Genomic DNA, 16847 nt, shown 5'->3' on the forward strand with positions numbered 1-16847 from the left:
CCGAACGTTTCTATACTGGAGCTCTTTTAATGTGGAGTTATGTCACAGCCCCTTTTTTAATGCATTCATGAAAGTGATTTTTAGCAAAAGAATCTTAAATGGTGTATCATTATTATTCTGGAAAGCTGTGTTATCATTTGATTTAAGATTAAGTTTAAAACTTTAAAAAAAAATGCTACTATTAAGAATATGTTTATAACTTTTAGGAGAGATATATAAGTATGGCAAATCCATTAAGAAAATGGGTCGAAAGCGATAAAAGAGAAGTTAAAAAAATGGGCAAGATTGCCGATAAAGTCGAGAGTTATGCTGATGCATATGGCAAACTTACTGACGAACAACTTCAAGCTAAGACTCCTGAATTTAAAGAAAGACTGACAAAGGGTGAAACATTAGATGATATTTTGCCAGAAGCCTTTGCCGCCGTTCGTGAAGGTGCTAAAAGAGTTTTAGGCCTTTATCCATTTAGAGTACAAATTATTGGTGGTATTACTCTACATCAAGGTAATATCGCGGAAATGAAAACTGGTGAAGGTAAAACTTTGACAGCTACATTGCCAGTATATTTGAACGCCTTAGAAGGTAAGGGTGTTCATGTTGTTACAGTTAATGAATACCTTTCATCTCGTGATGCTAAAGAGATGGGTGAGTTATATAAGTGGATGGGTCTAACTGTTGGATTAAATCTTAACAGTATGGATTCCGAAGAAAAACGTGCAGCTTATAACTGTGATATTACATACTCAACAAACAGTGAATTAGGATTTGATTATTTGCGTGACAACATGGTTGTCTACAAAGAACAAATGGTACAACGTCCACTTCACTTTGCAATTGTCGATGAAGTTGACTCCATTTTGATCGATGAGGCTAGAACACCATTGATCATTTCTGGAGCAGCTGAAAAGTCCACTGCTATGTATGTACGTGCTGACCGTTTTGCTAAGACTTTAGCTGAAGAAGATTACAAAATCGATTGGCCTACAAAGTCAATTAGTTTAACAGAAACAGGTATCAGAAAAGCTGAAGATTACTTTGGCCTTGATAACCTTTATGATATTGAAAATACTGTCTTGAATCACCATTTGGATCAAGCTCTACGTGCAAACTTCATTATGAGTTTGGATATTGATTATGTGGTACAAGAAGGCGAAGTAAAGATCGTTGACCAATTTACTGGTCGTGTTATGGATGGCCGTCGTTATTCTGATGGATTGCACCAAGCTATTGAAGCTAAAGAAGGTGTTGAGATCCAGGATGAAACAAAGACTATGGCTAACATCACTTACCAAAACTTCTTCCGTATGTATGACAAGTTGTCAGGTATGACAGGTACTGCTAAGACTGAAGCAGAAGAATTTAGAGAAATCTATAACATGGAAGTTATTTCAATTCCAACTAACAAACCTGTTATCCGTGATGATAAAGATGATGTTCTTTATCCAACATTGAAGAGTAAGTTTGCTGCTGTTGTTAGAGATATCAAAGCTCGTCATGAAAAGGGACAACCATTATTGGTTGGTACCGTTGCTGTTGAGTCATCTGAATATCTTTCACATCTTCTTGATAAAGAAGGTATTCCACATGCTGTCTTGAATGCTAAGAACCACGCCAAAGAAGCTGAGATCGTTATGAACGCCGGACAACGCGGTGCTGTAACGATTGCTACTAATATGGCTGGTCGTGGTACTGATATTAAATTAGGACCTGGTGTTAAAGAAGTCGGTGGTCTTGCTGTTATTGGTACTGAACGTCATGAATCACGTCGTATTGATAATCAGCTTCGTGGTAGATCCGGTCGTCAAGGTGATCCAGGTGTTACACAATTCTACATGTCACTTGAAGATGATTTGATGAAACGTTTTGGTTCAGAAAGAATCAAGCGTGTACTTAAAGCATTGAAGATCGAAGATGATGATGCTGTTATTCAAAGTCGTATGATGACTAGACAAGTTGAGTCAGCTCAAAAACGTGTTGAAGGTAACAACTACGATACACGTAAAAATACTTTGCAATATGATGATGTTATGCGTGAACAACGTGAAGTTATCTATAAAGAGAGAATGGATGTCATTACTGAAGATAAGGATCTCGACAAGGTGTTATTACCAATGATCGAGCGTACTATCAAAGCTCAAGTAGATGTTCATACTCAAGGCAAGGAAGAAAACTGGGAATTAGATGCCATTGCTGATTTTGCTAAGTCAACTTTAGTTAGTGAAAAACAAATGAGTGTCGTTGACCTTCAATTGAAGACTCCTAAAGAAATTGTTGATTTCTTGATGGACTTCGTTAAGAAGAACTATGAAGACAAGAAAGAACAACTTGGCGATCCAGCTCAAATGCTTGAATTTGAAAAGGTCGTTATCTTAAGAGTTGTCGATGAACATTGGACAGATCATATCGATGCAATGGATCAATTACGTCAATCTATTGGTTTACGTGGTTATGGTCAATTGAATCCGTTGGTTGAGTACCAAGAAGAAGGTTACCGTATGTTTGAAGAAATGGTTTCAGATATTGAATACGATGTAACTAGATTGTTTATGAAGGCCGAAATTAGACAAAATATGGAAAGATAAAAAGCAGGCCTAGTGCCTGCTTTTTTTAAAGGTGACAAGATGGAATTTGGAGAAATAAAAACCAAAATAAACGACATCGAAGAGAAAGTTTCACAATTCAGGGGGTCTCTTTGACTTAGATAGTCTTGAAGAGAGTATCGCTGAAAATGAAGCCAGAATGACAGCACCAGGATTTTGGGATGATCATGAAAGGGCTCAAAAAATTATTGATGAGACTAATGATCTAAAGGATAAATTTGATAGTTTTAAAACTTTATCAGAAAATTTGGATGATATAAAAGTGTTAGAACAACTTTATCAAGTTGATACTGAAGATGAACTTTTACATCAATTAGAGGAAGATTCTGATTCTTTAGAAAAACAATTGCAAGCTTATGAATTGACGATGTTATTGTCTGAACCTTATGATTCTCATAATGCTATTGTTGAAATTCATCCAGGTGCTGGAGGCAAGGAATCTCAAGATTGGGGTTCGATGCTTTTAAGAATGTATCAGAGATGGGCTGAGCAACATGATTTTTCTGTTGAGATAGAAGACTATCAACCTGGGGATGATGCAGGTATTAAGAGTGTTTCGATGATGATCAAGGGTCGTAATGTATATGGCTTGCTTCGTTCTGAACGTGGTGTCCATAGATTGGTTAGAATTTCTCCATTTGATTCAGCTGGTAGAAGACATACATCTTTTGCTTCAGTGGACGTTATGCCTGAGCTGGATGAAAGTATTAATGTTGAGATCAACGATGATGATTTAAGAGTCGATGTTTTTAGATCATCTGGAGCTGGTGGACAACATATTAACAAAACTTCATCAGCCGTAAGAATTACACATATTCCAACAGGTATCGTAGTCAGTTCTCAAGCTCAAAGATCCCAATTGCAAAACCGTCAAACTGCAATGAATATGTTAAAAGCTAAACTTTTCCAAAAGGAACAAGAAGAGCAAGCGGAACGTAATGCCAAGATCAAGGGTGAACAAATGGATATTGGATGGGGATCGCAAATTCGTTCTTATGTATTCCATCCTTATACAATGGTTAAAGATCATCGTTCTAATTATGAAACTGGTAATGGGCAAGCAGTAATGGATGGAGATATAGATCAATTTATTTTTGCCTATCTTCAGTGGAAGTTACAAGAGGAAAGCTCAGATTAAAATGACAAAAAGAATTTTGATTGTTGATGATGAACCGGCTATTTTGGAGTTAATTGAATACAACTTGCAAGGTCAAGGTTATGAGATAAAGAAAGCTATAAATGGTCAAATGGCTCTCGATATGGCGAATTCTGAACAATTTGATCTTATTTTGCTGGACCAGATGCTACCGAAGTTAAGCGGCATTAGAGTTTTGAAAAAAATGAGATCAGTTGGTAATTTAACACCAGTGATCTTTTTGACAGCTGTTGATACTGAAGATAGTAAGGTCGATGGATTGATAAGTGGTGCCGACGATTATATTACTAAACCCTTTAGTATCAAAGAATTGCTGGCAAGAATCGAAGTTGTAATTAGACGAACTTCTAAAGTTGAAGACAAGAAAACAGAATTTCATCTTAATAGATCTATGAAAAGCGTTGTTATTGACGATACGGAAATATCCTTAACTCGTAAAGAGTACGAATTGATGGATTTTCTATTAAAGAATGCTGGTATAGTAGTATCTCGAGAACAAATCTTTGAGAGTGTTTGGGGTGTTAATTCTGATTCGCAACTAAGAATGGTTGATATTCAAATTAGTCATCTTCGTGATAAAATTGAAAAAGATACTAAGGATCCACAAATAATAAAAACCGTACACGGTTTCGGTTATATTTTAGAGGTGTGATATATGAAGAAAAAGTTAGGACCCATAATTGCAATAATTGTCTCCGTAGTCATATTCATTATCTTATCCGCATTTGCAGATAGTACCTTAGGGAGTTCTCAAAAAAATACCTTTTATGATGAAACAACTTCTTTTAAGGAACTGAAGAAGAACCATACTGCACAAGAGGCAGCCAAAATTTCAGGTCTAACTTATGTTGATGCCGATAAAAGAAGCTCAGCCGTTGAAAAAAGAGTCTATGATCTGATTCATAAAGGTGGATTGTCGCCAAGTCAAAACTATTTGACTGACAATACATTTGGTACTAGAACCATGTATTATATTAGTGATTCCAACAAACACGTCGTGGTTAAAGAATATAATCGTTTATGGAGTGAAAATGCATCAACGTTTATATTAGTTGCTTTAGTTTATATCATCTTTACTAATGCAATTGTTTTGTTCTACTACAAGCGCAAACAAAAACTCAGCAATGATATTCAAAGCGTTACAGAGAATTTGCATCGAGTAAGAAAGAATAAAGATATGGCTTCTATTATTCTTTCTCCAGATGATGAACTATATGAATTGGTAGAACAAACTAATGAAATTAGTATGGATATCAATGAGTTGCGTGATAATGCACGTTTACGTGAGCGCAGATTTAAGAGTTTAGTAGGACATCTTCCAATTGGAGTTATGTTGTTGAATTCTCAAGGTGAGGTTTTAATGCATAACCAAGCAATGTCAGCATTACTTAACGTTAATATTTCTAATGATATTCACCCGTTCATTGAAGATGTAAAGACTTATGGTTTAAGTAGAATGATCGAGCATACTTTGCGTAAGAATAAGAATCATCATAAAGAACTACAACTTATTGGTAATTCACAAAAATATGTGGAAGCAAATGTAATTCGTCTAGTTCACTCACGTGAGGACTTTGATCAACAGATTTTAGTTTTACTTTATGACTTGACTGAAAGTCGTAAGATGGATCAAATGCAAGTTGATTTTGTTAATAACGTCAGCCATGAGTTAAAGACTCCAATTACTTCTATTGCTGGATTCTCTGAAACATTACTTAACGGAGCCAAGGATGATCCTGAAAAGTTAAATCATTTCTTGAATATCATCAATGAAGAAAGCACTCGTCTAACTGAATTGATTCAAGATATTCTATCCTTATCAAAAGTTCAAAAAGATGAAGATAAGTCAGAAGTTGTTGATGCTAAAAATGACATTGAAAAGATAGTTGAGCATTTATCTCAAAAAATATCTAAACGTCATTTAAACGTTGAAACTAAATTTACAGGTAATTCAGAAATAACTATCAATAAAGAGAAGTTCAATTTGATCGTTGGTAATCTGATCAAGAATGCTATTTCTTATAATAAAGAGAACGGTAGTATCAAAATTGATTTCAATCATGATGAAATTGAAAATCGTATCAAATTCAGTGTTGAAGATACCGGAATTGGAATCGCTGAATCTGAGCAAGATAGAATTTTTGAAAGATTTTATCGTGCAGATCGTTCAAGAAGTTTAGAAACTGGCGGAACAGGTTTAGGATTGGCAATTGTTAAAGAAACACTTGATACACTTGATGGAGATATTAGAATTGAATCTCATAAAGGTTTAGGTACTAAATTTATTGTTCGTATACCATTGTAGAGAGCGACAAAAAACACGTTCAGCCTTCGAGCATTAAGGCAAATAGTCCCATCAATCCAGCGGATTGATGGGACTATTTGTTTTAAGCGGAAAAGGTTGTGTTTTTTGTCGCGTTTAAGCAGCAAGTTTAAGGAGAATAAAAGGAGAAATCCAGCGGATTGATGGGACTATTTGTTTTAAGCGGAAAAGGCTGTGTTTATACTAATCATTTACTGAAAAAATAGTTTTATCACACCCCTTTTTCTTATGCTCATTATTATGCTTTTTATACAAAAAATATACATTTCTATATTAGTATTAAAAAGATAGAGGTGAGAATATTGAAAAAAAGACTGGTGGCTATTTTTACATTATTATTTACTGCAATTTTAGTTTTAACAGGTTGTAAGAGTAATGATCAACAAACAATCACTGCTGTTGGATCATCTGCTGCGCAACCGCTAGTAGAATTAGCTGGGGAAGAATTCTCTAAAAACAATCCTAATGAATACATCAATGTGCAAGGTGGAGGTACTGGTACTGGCCTTAGTCAAATTCAACAAGGTGCGGTAGACATTGGTAACTCTGATCTATACGCTGAACAAAAGAAAAATATCGATGCTAAAAAATTGGTCGATCATCGTATTGCTGCAGTAGGGATGGTACCTATTGTAAATAAAAACGTAAAAGTAAAATCATTGACAATTAAACAATTGAGACAAATTTTTTCTGGTCAAATTACTAACTGGAAACAAGTTGGTGGACAAGATCTTCCAATAACTATTATTAATCGTGCTAATGGAAGTGGAACTCGTTCAGCCTTTGAAGATGATGTTATGGAGGGAACTCCTTCGGTAAGTTCTCAAGAACAAGATTCTAGTGGTATGGTTCGTCAAATTGTTTATAATACTCAAGGATCAATTAGTTATCTAGCAATGCCATATATGAATAATACAGTTAAATCAATCAATGTTGATGGTGTGAAACCAACTATGAAGAATATTGAGACTAATAAATGGAAGATTTGGTCTTACGAACATCTTTATACAAAAGGTGAGCCAAAAGGAATGACTAAGCGTTTCTTAGATTACATTATGACTGACCATGTTCAAAATAAAGTTGTTAAACAATTGGGATATGTTCCCATCAAAGATATGCAATATCAAAAAGATTATAAGGGTAATGTAACCCCTATTTCTAAGGAGGGAGATTAAATTGAAAGATCCAATTAGAGAAAGTTTAACCAAAAAGTCGATCTCTGCAAAACGTGAAACAAAAGGGAAAGTTATCTCATTTAGTTTTACAGCAATAATTGTTATTTTAGTAGTTACTATTATTGGATTCGTGGCATCAAGAGGTTTAGTTATCTTCTTTAAAGATGGTGTAAATCCAATAGATTTCCTAACACATTCCGTTTGGGCTCCTGATAAGTTAGATAGTGCAGGTCACCCAATTGTTGGTGCTGCTCCAATGATCATAGGATCCTTTGCAGTTACGTTGATTGCTGCTTTAATAGGGACTCCTTTTGCAATCGCAGCAGCTATATTTATGACAGAAATTTCTCCTAAGATAGGTCGGAAGGTTTTACAACCAGTAATTGAACTACTAGTTGGTATTCCTTCAGTTGTTTATGGATTTATCGGATTGACGATCGTTGTGCCATTTGTCAGAAGCATCGCGGGCGGTAGTGGATTTGGTATTTTAGCAGGATCGTTTGTTTTATTCGTAATGATTTTGCCAACTATTACATCTATGTCTGTTGATGCACTAAAAGCTGTTCCAGAATATTATCGTGAAGCTTCACTAGCTCTGGGTGCAACTAGATGGCAAACTATTCACAAAGTTATTTTAAGAGCCGCATCGCCAGGTTTATTGACAGCGGTAGTTTTTGGAATGTCTAGAGCTTTTGGTGAAGCCTTGGCCGTACAAATGGTTATTGGTAACGCAATGCTTCTACCTCAAAATTTGGTCTCACCATCTTCAACATTGACCTCAGTTTTGACAATGAACATGGGTAACACGATTATGGGATCAACGCCAAATGATGCTCTGTGGTCATTAGCCCTATTACTATTATTAATGTCACTCTTGTTCAACTTCGTAATAAGATTGATTGCTAAGCGAGGTGAATTCTAGTGTTTAATGAAAAAGTAAAAGACAAAATTGCTACAGGTGTTATCTATGCTATGTCAGGAATCATCGTTTTGATTCTTGCTGGATTACTGTTTTATATCCTAGGTAGTGGTTTACGTTATGTTAATTGGCACTTTTTAACTTCAGGGTCAAAAGCTTTTCAAGCTGGAAGTGGTATTGGAATTCAGTTATTTAACTCGTTTTTCCTATTGATTTTATCAATGCTCATCTCAATTCCTATCGCTATCTCAGCTGGTATCTTTTTATCTGAGTATGCTGGAAAAAATAAATTAGTTGAAATTATTAGAATTTCTATTGAAGTTTTAAGTTCATTACCATCAATTGTTGTTGGTTTGTTTGGATTTTTGATTTTTGTTATTAGTTTTAAATTTGGTTTTTCAATTTTATCAGGTGCTTTAACACTGACAGTATTTAATCTTCCAATTTTAACTAGAAATGTCGAAGATTCATTAAAATCAGTTCCACAGTCTCAACGTGAAGCTGGATTGGCACTAGGATTGTCCAAATGGGAAACAGTTATTCATGTAATAATCCCAGATGGATTACCCGGAATTATTACCGGAATGATCATTGGTGCTGGAAGAGTATTCGGTGAAGCCGCTGCCTTGATTTATACTGCTGGTCAAAGTGCTCCACCACTAGATTTTTCAAATTGGAATATTTTCAGTATAACTAGTCCATTGAACCTTATGCGTCCAGCCGAAACTTTGGCCGTTCATATTTGGAAGGTCAATTCTGAAGGTTTGATACCTGATGCAGTTCAAGTCTCTGCCGGAGCATCAGCAGTTTTGATCATAGCTGTATTGATTTTTAACTTGCTATCTAGATACATTGGTAACTTAGTTTATAAAAAAATGACGGGAGAGTAATTTATGGCTGAAGAACAAGACCAATACATCTATAGATTAGATGAAAAAGAACACGAAATTGCTATGGAAACTAAAGATCTTCAAGTTTTCTATGGTCAAAAAGAAGCTATGCACAAAGCTTCATTACAGTTTGAACGCTACAAAATCACCTCTTTGATCGGTGCGTCTGGATCTGGTAAGTCAACTTTCTTGCGTTCTTTAAATCGAATGAACGACAATGTTCCTGGGGCCAGTGTTAAGGGTGAAATTATTTATCGAGGTTTGGATATCAACAAAGATGATGTTGATATTTATGAAACTAGAAAACATATTGGAATGGTATTTCAACGTCCCAATCCTTTTTCTAAATCAATCTACGATAATATAACTTTTGCTTTGAAACGACACGGATTACATGACAAAGATAAGTTGGATGAAATTGTTGAAACGACACTCAAACAAGCATCATTATGGGATCAAGTCAAGGACGATCTTCATAAAAGCGCCTTAGCATTATCTGGTGGTCAACAACAACGCCTATGTATTGCGCGTGCAATCGCAATGAAACCTGATATTTTATTGATGGACGAACCGGCCAGTGCATTGGACCCTATTTCTACTTCTAACGTAGAAGAAACTATGCTAAGTTTAAAAGATAGATTTACTATTATTATCGTCACTCATAACATGCAGCAAGCTGCGAGAATTAGTGATTATACAGCCTTCTTCCACATGGGACATGCGGTAGAATTTAATGAAACAAGAAAAATCTTTACACGTCCAAAAATTAAGACAACTGAGGATTATGTTTCTGGACATTTTGGATAGGAGAAAAACTTTGGCTGAAAAGAAAAAAATTTTGACATCATCAGATGTTCATTTATTTTATGGTAAAAAAGAAGCTCTAAAGGGTATTAATCTTGATTTTAACGAACATGAAATTACAGCTTTGATTGGACCATCAGGTTGTGGGAAATCAACCTATCTTCGTTGCCTAAATCGAATGAACGATCTGATTCCAAGTGTAACTATTACAGGAACAATTAGTTTAAATGGCAAAAATATTTACGCACCAAACATTGATACGGTAGAATTAAGGAAACAAGTAGGAATGGTTTTCCAACAACCTAATCCATTTCCATTTTCTGTTTATGATAATGTGGTTTATGGTTTGAGATTGGCTGGCGTTAAAGATAAAGCAGTTCTTGACGAAGCAGTAGAAACCAGCTTACAAAGTGCCGCCGTTTGGGATGATGTTAAGGATAAGCTTCATCAAAGTGCATTATCACTTTCTGGTGGACAGCAACAAAGAGTTTGTATTGCAAGAGTTTTAGCAGTTAAACCAGATATTATCCTTTTAGATGAACCAACTTCAGCACTAGATCCTATTTCTTCAGCAAAAGTTGAGAATACATTGCTGGACTTGAGGGATGACTATACTATCATTACTGTAACTCACAATATGCAACAAGCTTCGAGAATCTCAGATCAAACAGCTTTCTTCTTGAACGGAGAATTGATCGAAGCGGATAAAACAAAAAACATTTTCTTAAATCCACAAGAAAAACAAACAGAAGATTATATTTCCGGGAAGTTCGGATAGGGGGCATAAAGTTATGCGTAGTACGTTCGAAGAAGAACTTAGTAATTTACATTTAAGATTCTCAGAAATGGGAATGATGGCTAGTGAAGCCATTATGAAATCCGTTAAAGGATACATTGACCATGATAAAGAATTAGCTAAAGATGTTCTTTTAAAAGATCATTTCATAAATATTAGAGAAATGGACTTAGAGAAAGAATCATTTGAGATGATTGCTTTACAACAACCAGTTACTTCAGATTTAAGAATGATTGTCACAGTCCTTAAGGCTAGTTCTGATTTGGAAAGAATCGGTGATCACGCTGTAAGTATTGCGCAAGAAACTATTCGTGTGAAAGGTGAGCATAGAATCCCAGAAATTGAAAAATTAATTGCTGAGATGGGTGAACTTAGTACAAAAATTGTGGAAGATTCACTTGAAGCTTATCTTAAAAAAGATGAAGAATTAGCCCGTGAAGTTTCTCGTCGTGATATTAGAATTGACGAAAAGAGTCGTGCCATCAGTAAATTGTGTATTGAAGATATGCAAAAGAAGTCAGACAATGTATTAAGCGGTACATCATATATGTTAGTTGCTAGTTATCTCGAACGTGTTGGTGATTATGCAACAAACATCTGTGAATGGGTCGTTTACTTAAATAGCGGCCATGTGATTGAATTAAATCACAAAGGTGAAAATCCAAAAATGTAGTTTGAAATTTACACAACTATGTTGTATATTTTGGAAACAAGTTGAGGTGAAATTTCGTGAACAAAAGAATTACTAGATCGAGTGACGATCGTTTTCTTGCCGGTGTATGTGGCGGTCTAGGTGAATATTTTGGAATTGATTCTACTTGGATTAGGTTAGGATTTATTTTCATGACACCATTCAGTTATTTCTTAACAATACTTGTTTATGTAGTATGTGTTTTCTTGATGCCAGAAAAGCGTAATGTGCAAGAGACAAGCTATCATGCACGGCATCGTCACCTAAGAAGAGATTCAACTAAGGAGCTGAATAAAAACAAAAAATGAAATTATTAGTAAAAGTGGCTATTCATACGCTGTTATTTTTAGCAATAGCGCGTTTATTACCCAACATGTTTAGAATTGACAGTTTAGCAACGGCAATTTTAGCCAGTTTTGTCTTGGTATTGTTAAACTGGACCGTCAAACCAATTTTACATGTTATTTCATTTCCAATAACTTTTATGACCTTTGGATTGTTCTCGTTTGTGATCAGTGCGATCACTTTGGAGTTAACATCATTTATCCTAGGTTCAAATAGTTTTTACTTCAGTAGCTTTGGTGCCGCTTTAGTAGTGGCAGTCATTTTAGCCATTTGTAACTCGATTATAAATAGCTATACTATGAACAATTTCCAAAAACGCGTCTAGGACGCGTTTTTTTAATACAGATTAATGATAAACTTATTAAAAAGAAGATTTGTGAGGGTTGATTATGTCAAGTTTTGTTACAGTAGCTGATTTAGTTAAAGATAACGAATTGAAAGTTTATAGTGGAGAAGAACTTTTGGATGAGAAGAAGGTTACGACTAGTGATATTTCCCGTCCAGGAATTGAATTAACTGGGTACTTTGATTACTATCCTAGTGAACGTATTCAATTATTTGGTCAAACAGAATCTGCTTATTCACGTTCAATGACGGCTAATAACCGTTATAAAGTAATGTTAGAGATCTGTCGTGAAGATACTCCTGTTTTACTGATCTCACGTGCTATTCAACCAAGTGAAGAATTATTAAAAGCAGCAGAAGAACACAAAGTACCAGTAATTGGATCTGAATTACCAACTACAAGACTTTCAAGTATGATTACAGAATATTTAGATAGACGATTGGCACCAAGAGAATCCATCCATGGTGTTTTCGTCGATGTATATGGAATCGGAATCTTATTGACGGGTCATTCTGGAATTGGTAAAAGTGAAACTGCTTTGGAATTAGTTAAACGAGGACACCGACTTATCGCTGATGACCGTGTTGATGTTTATCAACAAGATGAAAAAACTATTGTCGGTGAAGCACCTAAAATTTTGAATCACTTATTGGAGATACGTGGAATTGGTATCATCGATGTAATGAATTTATTTGGTGCTGGAGCTGTACGTTCATCGAGTGATATTCAGCTTATTATCAATCTAGAAAATTGGTCACCAGATAAAAACTATGACCGAATTGGATCAATGGAAAATAAGCGTGAGATTTTTGATGTTCAAGTTCCGCAAATCACTGTTCCAGTTAAAGTTGGTCGTAATATTTCTATTATTATCGAAGTAGCCGCAATGAATTATCGTGCAAAGAAAATGGGCTATGATGCAACAAAGAAATTTGAAGAAAACCTCGGGGCTTTGATTCAAGATAATACAAACAAGGAAGATAAATAATGCTTAATTTGCTAGCTTTGAATCCAATCGCCTTTAATCTTGGCGGTTTGCAGATCCATTGGTATGGATTGATTATTGCTTTTGGTGCATTGATAGGTGTCTTAATGGCATTATCTGAGGCCAAAAAGCGTGGAGTAGATCCAGAAAATATTTTGGATTTAGTATTATATGGTGTTCCGATAGGGTTAATAGGTGCCAGAATTTACTATGTAATTTTTGAATTACCATTTTATGTTGCTAATCCAGGTGAGATCATTAAAATCTGGCACGGTGGAATTGCGATATATGGTGGATTGATTGCCGCCTTTATTGTTTTGATAGTTTTGTGTAAGAAAAGAAACATTTCAATTTGGACGATGTTAGATATTGCTGCACCATCGGTTCTATTAGGACAAATTGTTGGTCGCTGGGGTAATTTTATGAACCAAGAAGCTTTTGGTGGTAAGACGACCTTATCATTTTTACAGTCACTTCATTTACCTGACTTTATTGTTCAACAAATGTACATTAATGGTGCATATCGACAACCGACCTTTTTATATGAGTCAAGTTGGAATGTAATCGGATTGATTATTATTTTGGCATTACGTCATAGAAAGCAATTATTTAAGCGTGGCGAAGTCTTTCTAGCATACTTAGTTTGGTATCCTTTAGGAAGATTCTTTGTTGAAGGTATGAGAACGGATAGTCTGTATATTTTTCCAGGAATTAGAGTTTCTCAAGTGTTATCGTTGATTTTATTGGCAGTTGCAATTATCCTATTTATCTATCGTCGCAAAAAATATCAGGAACCATGGTATCAAGATGTTTGAGCAAGATAATAGCTATTTTTATTTAAAATGGTAATATTTGTTAAGTATTTATGAGGAGGTAAGCTGATGAAAACATATGATGTTGTTGTAATTGGAGCAGGACCTGGTGGATTAACTGCCGCACTTTATGCTTCACGTGCAAACTTGTCAGTAATGATTTTAGATCGTGGTATTTATGGTGGACAAATGAATAATACTGCGGAAATAGAGAATTATCCTGGTTTTGACAGTATTTTGGGACCAGACTTGAGTGAAAAAATGTATAATTCATCTACTCGCTTTGGCGCAGATTTTGGTTATGGTACTGTTGAATCTGTTGAGGATAAAGGTGACGTTAAAGTTATCCATACTGACGATGGCGATTATGAAACTAAAGTTGTTATTATTGCAACTGGTTCACAATATAAGAAAATCGGTGTTCCTGGTGAGGAAGAGCTTTCAGGACGTGGAGTTTCTTACTGTGCCGTATGTGATGGGGCATTCTTTAAAGACCAAGATGTAGCCGTTATTGGTGGTGGAGATTCAGCTGTTGAAGAAGGAGTTTATTTAACTCAAATGGCTAAATCAGTAACTATCATTCACCGTCGTGATCAATTACGTGCTCAAAAAGTTCTCCAAGATCGCGCCTTCAAAAATGATAAGATCAAGTTCGTTTGGAATGCTGATGTTAAAGAAATTACCAGCGAAAACGATAAAGTATCAGGTGTTAAATATGTAGATAAAGAAACTGGTGAAGAACATGTTGTTCCTGCTAAAGGTGCCTTTATTTATGTAGGTATTCAACCAATGACAGAACCATTCAAGAGCTTAGGTGTATTGGATGCAGATGGTTGGATCGATACAAACGAAAATATGGAAACTAATGTTGCTGGTGTTTATGCAGTTGGGGATGTTCGTAAGAAGAGTCTTCGTCAAGTAGCTATTGCTGTTGGTGAAGGTGGAATTGCCGGACAAGAAGCTTTCAACTACATTCAAACATTAGGTGATAAAGTTTCATCTAAATAATAAATATTTATTGTTGGTCATATTGCCTATTGGCAATATGGCTTTTTTGTTTTGTCATTTTTAAGTAATATTTAAACTTTTATTGGTAAACTTTATTAAATCAGTTTTTAATAGCACTATTAGATTGTTATAATAGAAAAATGTAAGGTCTTACAAATTAGGAGGACGAATTAATGTCTTGGCAAGAAACAATGCAAAATTGGCTTGATTATAAAGAGCTTGATCCTGAATTAAAACAACAATTATTGAAATTAAAAGAAGATAAAGAAACAGCTCAAGAAGCATTTTATGCACCAATGGAATTTGGTACAGCTGGAATGCGTGGTTTGATTGGACCTGGTATCAATCGTATGAATATCTATACAGTTAGACAAGCTGCAGAAGGTTTAGCTGCTTTTATGGATACTTTGGATGAAGCAACTAAAAAACGTGGAGTAGCAATCAGTTACGATTCACGTTATTATTCACAAGATTTTGCTTTTGAATCAGCCAGAGTTCTTGGTGCACATGGAATACATAGTTATGTATTTGATTCTTTACGCCCAACACCTGAGTTATCATTTGCGGTTAGAGATCTTAATACATACGCTGGTATTATGATTACCGCAAGCCATAATCCTAAAGAATACAATGGATTTAAGATTTATGGTCCAGATGGTGGTCAAATGCCTCCAGTTGAATCTGACAATATTACTAGATTTGTTCGTAAAGCAAGTGATCTATTTGCAATCAATACTAAAACAATCACTGAATTACGTGATGAAAACTTGATGAGCTTAATCGGAGAAGATGTCGATTTAGATTACTTAGATAAGTTAGATACAGTCGTAGTTGATCATAAATTGATCGAAGAAGTTGGTAACAAGATGAAGTTTGTCTACACACCACTTCACGGAACAGGTAAAATGATTGCTCCAAGAATTTTTCAAAAACTTGGTTTTAAGAATTTTACTATGGTTACAAAACAAGCAATTCTTGATCCCGAATTTCCAACTACTCCAGCTCCAAATCCTGAGTTTGCCCAAACATTTGATTTAGCTATTGAAAAGGGTAAAAAGATTGGTGCCAATATTTTAATTGCAACTGATCCAGATGCAGATAGATTGGGTGCAGCAGTTCGTCAACCTGATGGTTCATACAAATTGATGACTGGTAACCAAATTGCTTCAGTACTTTTGAACTACTTATTGAGTGCCAAAAAGAAGTTAGGAACTTTGCCAACAAATGGTGCGGTTGCTAAATCAATCGTCTCTTCAGAATTGGCAACTAAGATAGCTGAAAAATATGATGTTAAAATGTTTAATGTTTTAACAGGATTTAAATATATTGCTGAAAAAATTGAAGAATTTGAAGAAACTGGTAGTCATGAATTCTTATTTGGATTTGAAGAAAGTTATGGATACTTAGTTAAACCTTTTGTTAGAGATAAAGATGCCATGCAATCAACTATTTTGTTGGCAGAAGCAGCCGCATATTATGAATCAAAAGGTAAAACAATCTATGATGCCTTAGAAGATTTGTATCAAGAATTCGGTTATTATCGTGAAAAGACGGTTTCTAAGACATTTGCTGGTATTTCTGGTAAAGAACAAATGAAACAAATTATGGAGAAATTCCATGAAGAAGGAATTAAAGAAGTAAATGGTGTTAAAGTCGTTGAATCGATCGACTACTTAAAGGACACTGATACAACAGCAAATGGAACCAATAAGACAGGTTTACCAAAGGCTGATGCAATGAAGTTTATTCTAGAAGATAATACTTGGATCGCTATCCGTCCGTCAGGTACAGAACCTAAGATGAAGTTTTATGTAGGAATTACTAGTGATAGTGATGATAATGCTGCTAAGAAACTTGAAGAATTTGCTAAAGTTATTGATAGTTGGGAATAAAATAACAACTAAAAAAACGATTTGTAATCTTGTTTAGATTACGAATCGTTTTTTGATTACGTTCAAATATCTAAAAATAATGTTTTGATGTAAGATAACAATCCG

At 35.0% G+C, this 16847-nt stretch carries 16 protein-coding genes; all 16 read left to right on the top strand.

Going from position 1 to position 16847, the window contains the following annotated elements; all coding sequences use genetic code 11:
* Positions 1–221 precede the first annotated feature (221 nt).
* The 16 genes from secA (at position 222) to FC72_RS09300 (ending at position 16742) form a co-directional block, all read left to right on the top strand.
* Complete coding sequence (gene secA, locus FC72_RS09225; protein WP_057767044.1) at positions 222–2582, top strand: preprotein translocase subunit SecA; 2361 nt, start codon at positions 222–224, stop codon at positions 2580–2582.
* 39 nt (positions 2583–2621) lie between these two features.
* Positions 2622–3738, top strand: a protein-coding gene (gene prfB / locus FC72_RS09230; protein WP_201781807.1) for a peptide chain release factor 2 whose coding sequence is annotated in 2 segments (ribosomal slippage) — positions 2622–2693 and positions 2695–3738 — 1116 coding nt in all. Because the reading frame shifts where the segments join, the coding sequence is not laid out codon by codon here.
* A gap of 1 nt (position 3739) precedes the next feature.
* Positions 3740–4408, top strand: a complete 669-nt coding sequence (locus FC72_RS09235) for a response regulator transcription factor (protein ID WP_057767048.1) — start codon at positions 3740–3742, stop codon at positions 4406–4408.
* 3 nt (positions 4409–4411) lie between these two features.
* A complete protein-coding gene (locus FC72_RS09240) occupies positions 4412–6061 on the top strand; it encodes a sensor histidine kinase (protein ID WP_057767050.1) in 1650 nt (549 codons plus the stop codon).
* A gap of 320 nt (positions 6062–6381) precedes the next feature.
* Positions 6382–7254 carry a phosphate ABC transporter substrate-binding protein PstS family protein gene (locus tag FC72_RS09245; protein WP_157051150.1) on the top strand — a complete coding sequence of 291 codons (873 nt, stop codon included), beginning with the start codon at positions 6382–6384 and terminating at the stop codon, positions 7252–7254.
* 1 nt (position 7255) lies between these two features.
* Positions 7256–8176, top strand: coding sequence for a phosphate ABC transporter permease subunit PstC (gene pstC, locus FC72_RS09250; RefSeq protein WP_057767054.1), 921 nt, complete (start codon positions 7256–7258; stop codon positions 8174–8176).
* Positions 8176–9063: a phosphate ABC transporter permease PstA gene (gene pstA / locus FC72_RS09255; RefSeq protein WP_083480801.1), complete on the top strand. Its 888-nt coding sequence runs from the start codon at positions 8176–8178 to the stop codon at positions 9061–9063. The genes pstC and pstA overlap by 1 nt, the downstream gene beginning before the upstream one ends.
* Before the next feature lie 3 nt (positions 9064–9066).
* A complete protein-coding gene (gene pstB / locus FC72_RS09260; protein WP_057767056.1) occupies positions 9067–9870 on the top strand; it encodes a phosphate ABC transporter ATP-binding protein PstB in 804 nt (267 codons plus the stop codon).
* Complete coding sequence (pstB, locus tag FC72_RS09265) at positions 9848–10645, top strand: phosphate ABC transporter ATP-binding protein PstB (protein ID WP_057767058.1); 798 nt, start codon at positions 9848–9850, stop codon at positions 10643–10645. The genes pstB (FC72_RS09260) and pstB (FC72_RS09265) overlap by 23 nt, the downstream gene beginning before the upstream one ends.
* A gap of 13 nt (positions 10646–10658) precedes the next feature.
* On the top strand, positions 10659–11336 hold the full coding sequence (gene phoU, locus FC72_RS09270) for a phosphate signaling complex protein PhoU (protein ID WP_057767060.1): 678 nt from the start codon (positions 10659–10661) through the stop codon (positions 11334–11336).
* 56 nt (positions 11337–11392) lie between these two features.
* Positions 11393–11662, top strand: a complete 270-nt coding sequence (locus FC72_RS09275; RefSeq protein ID WP_057767062.1) for a PspC domain-containing protein — start codon at positions 11393–11395, stop codon at positions 11660–11662.
* Complete coding sequence (locus FC72_RS09280; protein ID WP_057767064.1) at positions 11659–12024, top strand: phage holin family protein; 366 nt, start codon at positions 11659–11661, stop codon at positions 12022–12024. The genes FC72_RS09275 and FC72_RS09280 overlap by 4 nt, the downstream gene beginning before the upstream one ends.
* A gap of 64 nt (positions 12025–12088) precedes the next feature.
* Positions 12089–13033 (top strand): HPr(Ser) kinase/phosphatase, encoded by a 945-nt coding sequence (gene hprK, locus FC72_RS09285; RefSeq protein WP_057767066.1) that lies wholly within the window; start codon positions 12089–12091, stop codon positions 13031–13033.
* Positions 13033–13845, top strand: coding sequence for a prolipoprotein diacylglyceryl transferase (gene lgt, locus FC72_RS09290; protein WP_057767068.1), 813 nt, complete (start codon positions 13033–13035; stop codon positions 13843–13845). Before hprK ends, lgt begins: the two co-directional genes overlap by 1 nt.
* Before the next feature lie 63 nt (positions 13846–13908).
* Positions 13909–14850: a thioredoxin-disulfide reductase gene (gene trxB / locus FC72_RS09295; RefSeq protein ID WP_057767069.1), complete on the top strand. Its 942-nt coding sequence runs from the start codon at positions 13909–13911 to the stop codon at positions 14848–14850.
* A 173-nt stretch (positions 14851–15023) separates the two neighbouring features.
* A complete protein-coding gene (locus tag FC72_RS09300) occupies positions 15024–16742 on the top strand; it encodes a phospho-sugar mutase (protein ID WP_057767071.1) in 1719 nt (572 codons plus the stop codon).
* The last annotated feature ends 105 nt before the right edge of the window (positions 16743–16847 follow it).

Origin of the sequence: Companilactobacillus tucceti DSM 20183, assembly GCF_001434665.1 — a bacterium.
Classification (GTDB): domain Bacteria; phylum Bacillota; class Bacilli; order Lactobacillales; family Lactobacillaceae; genus Companilactobacillus; species Companilactobacillus tucceti.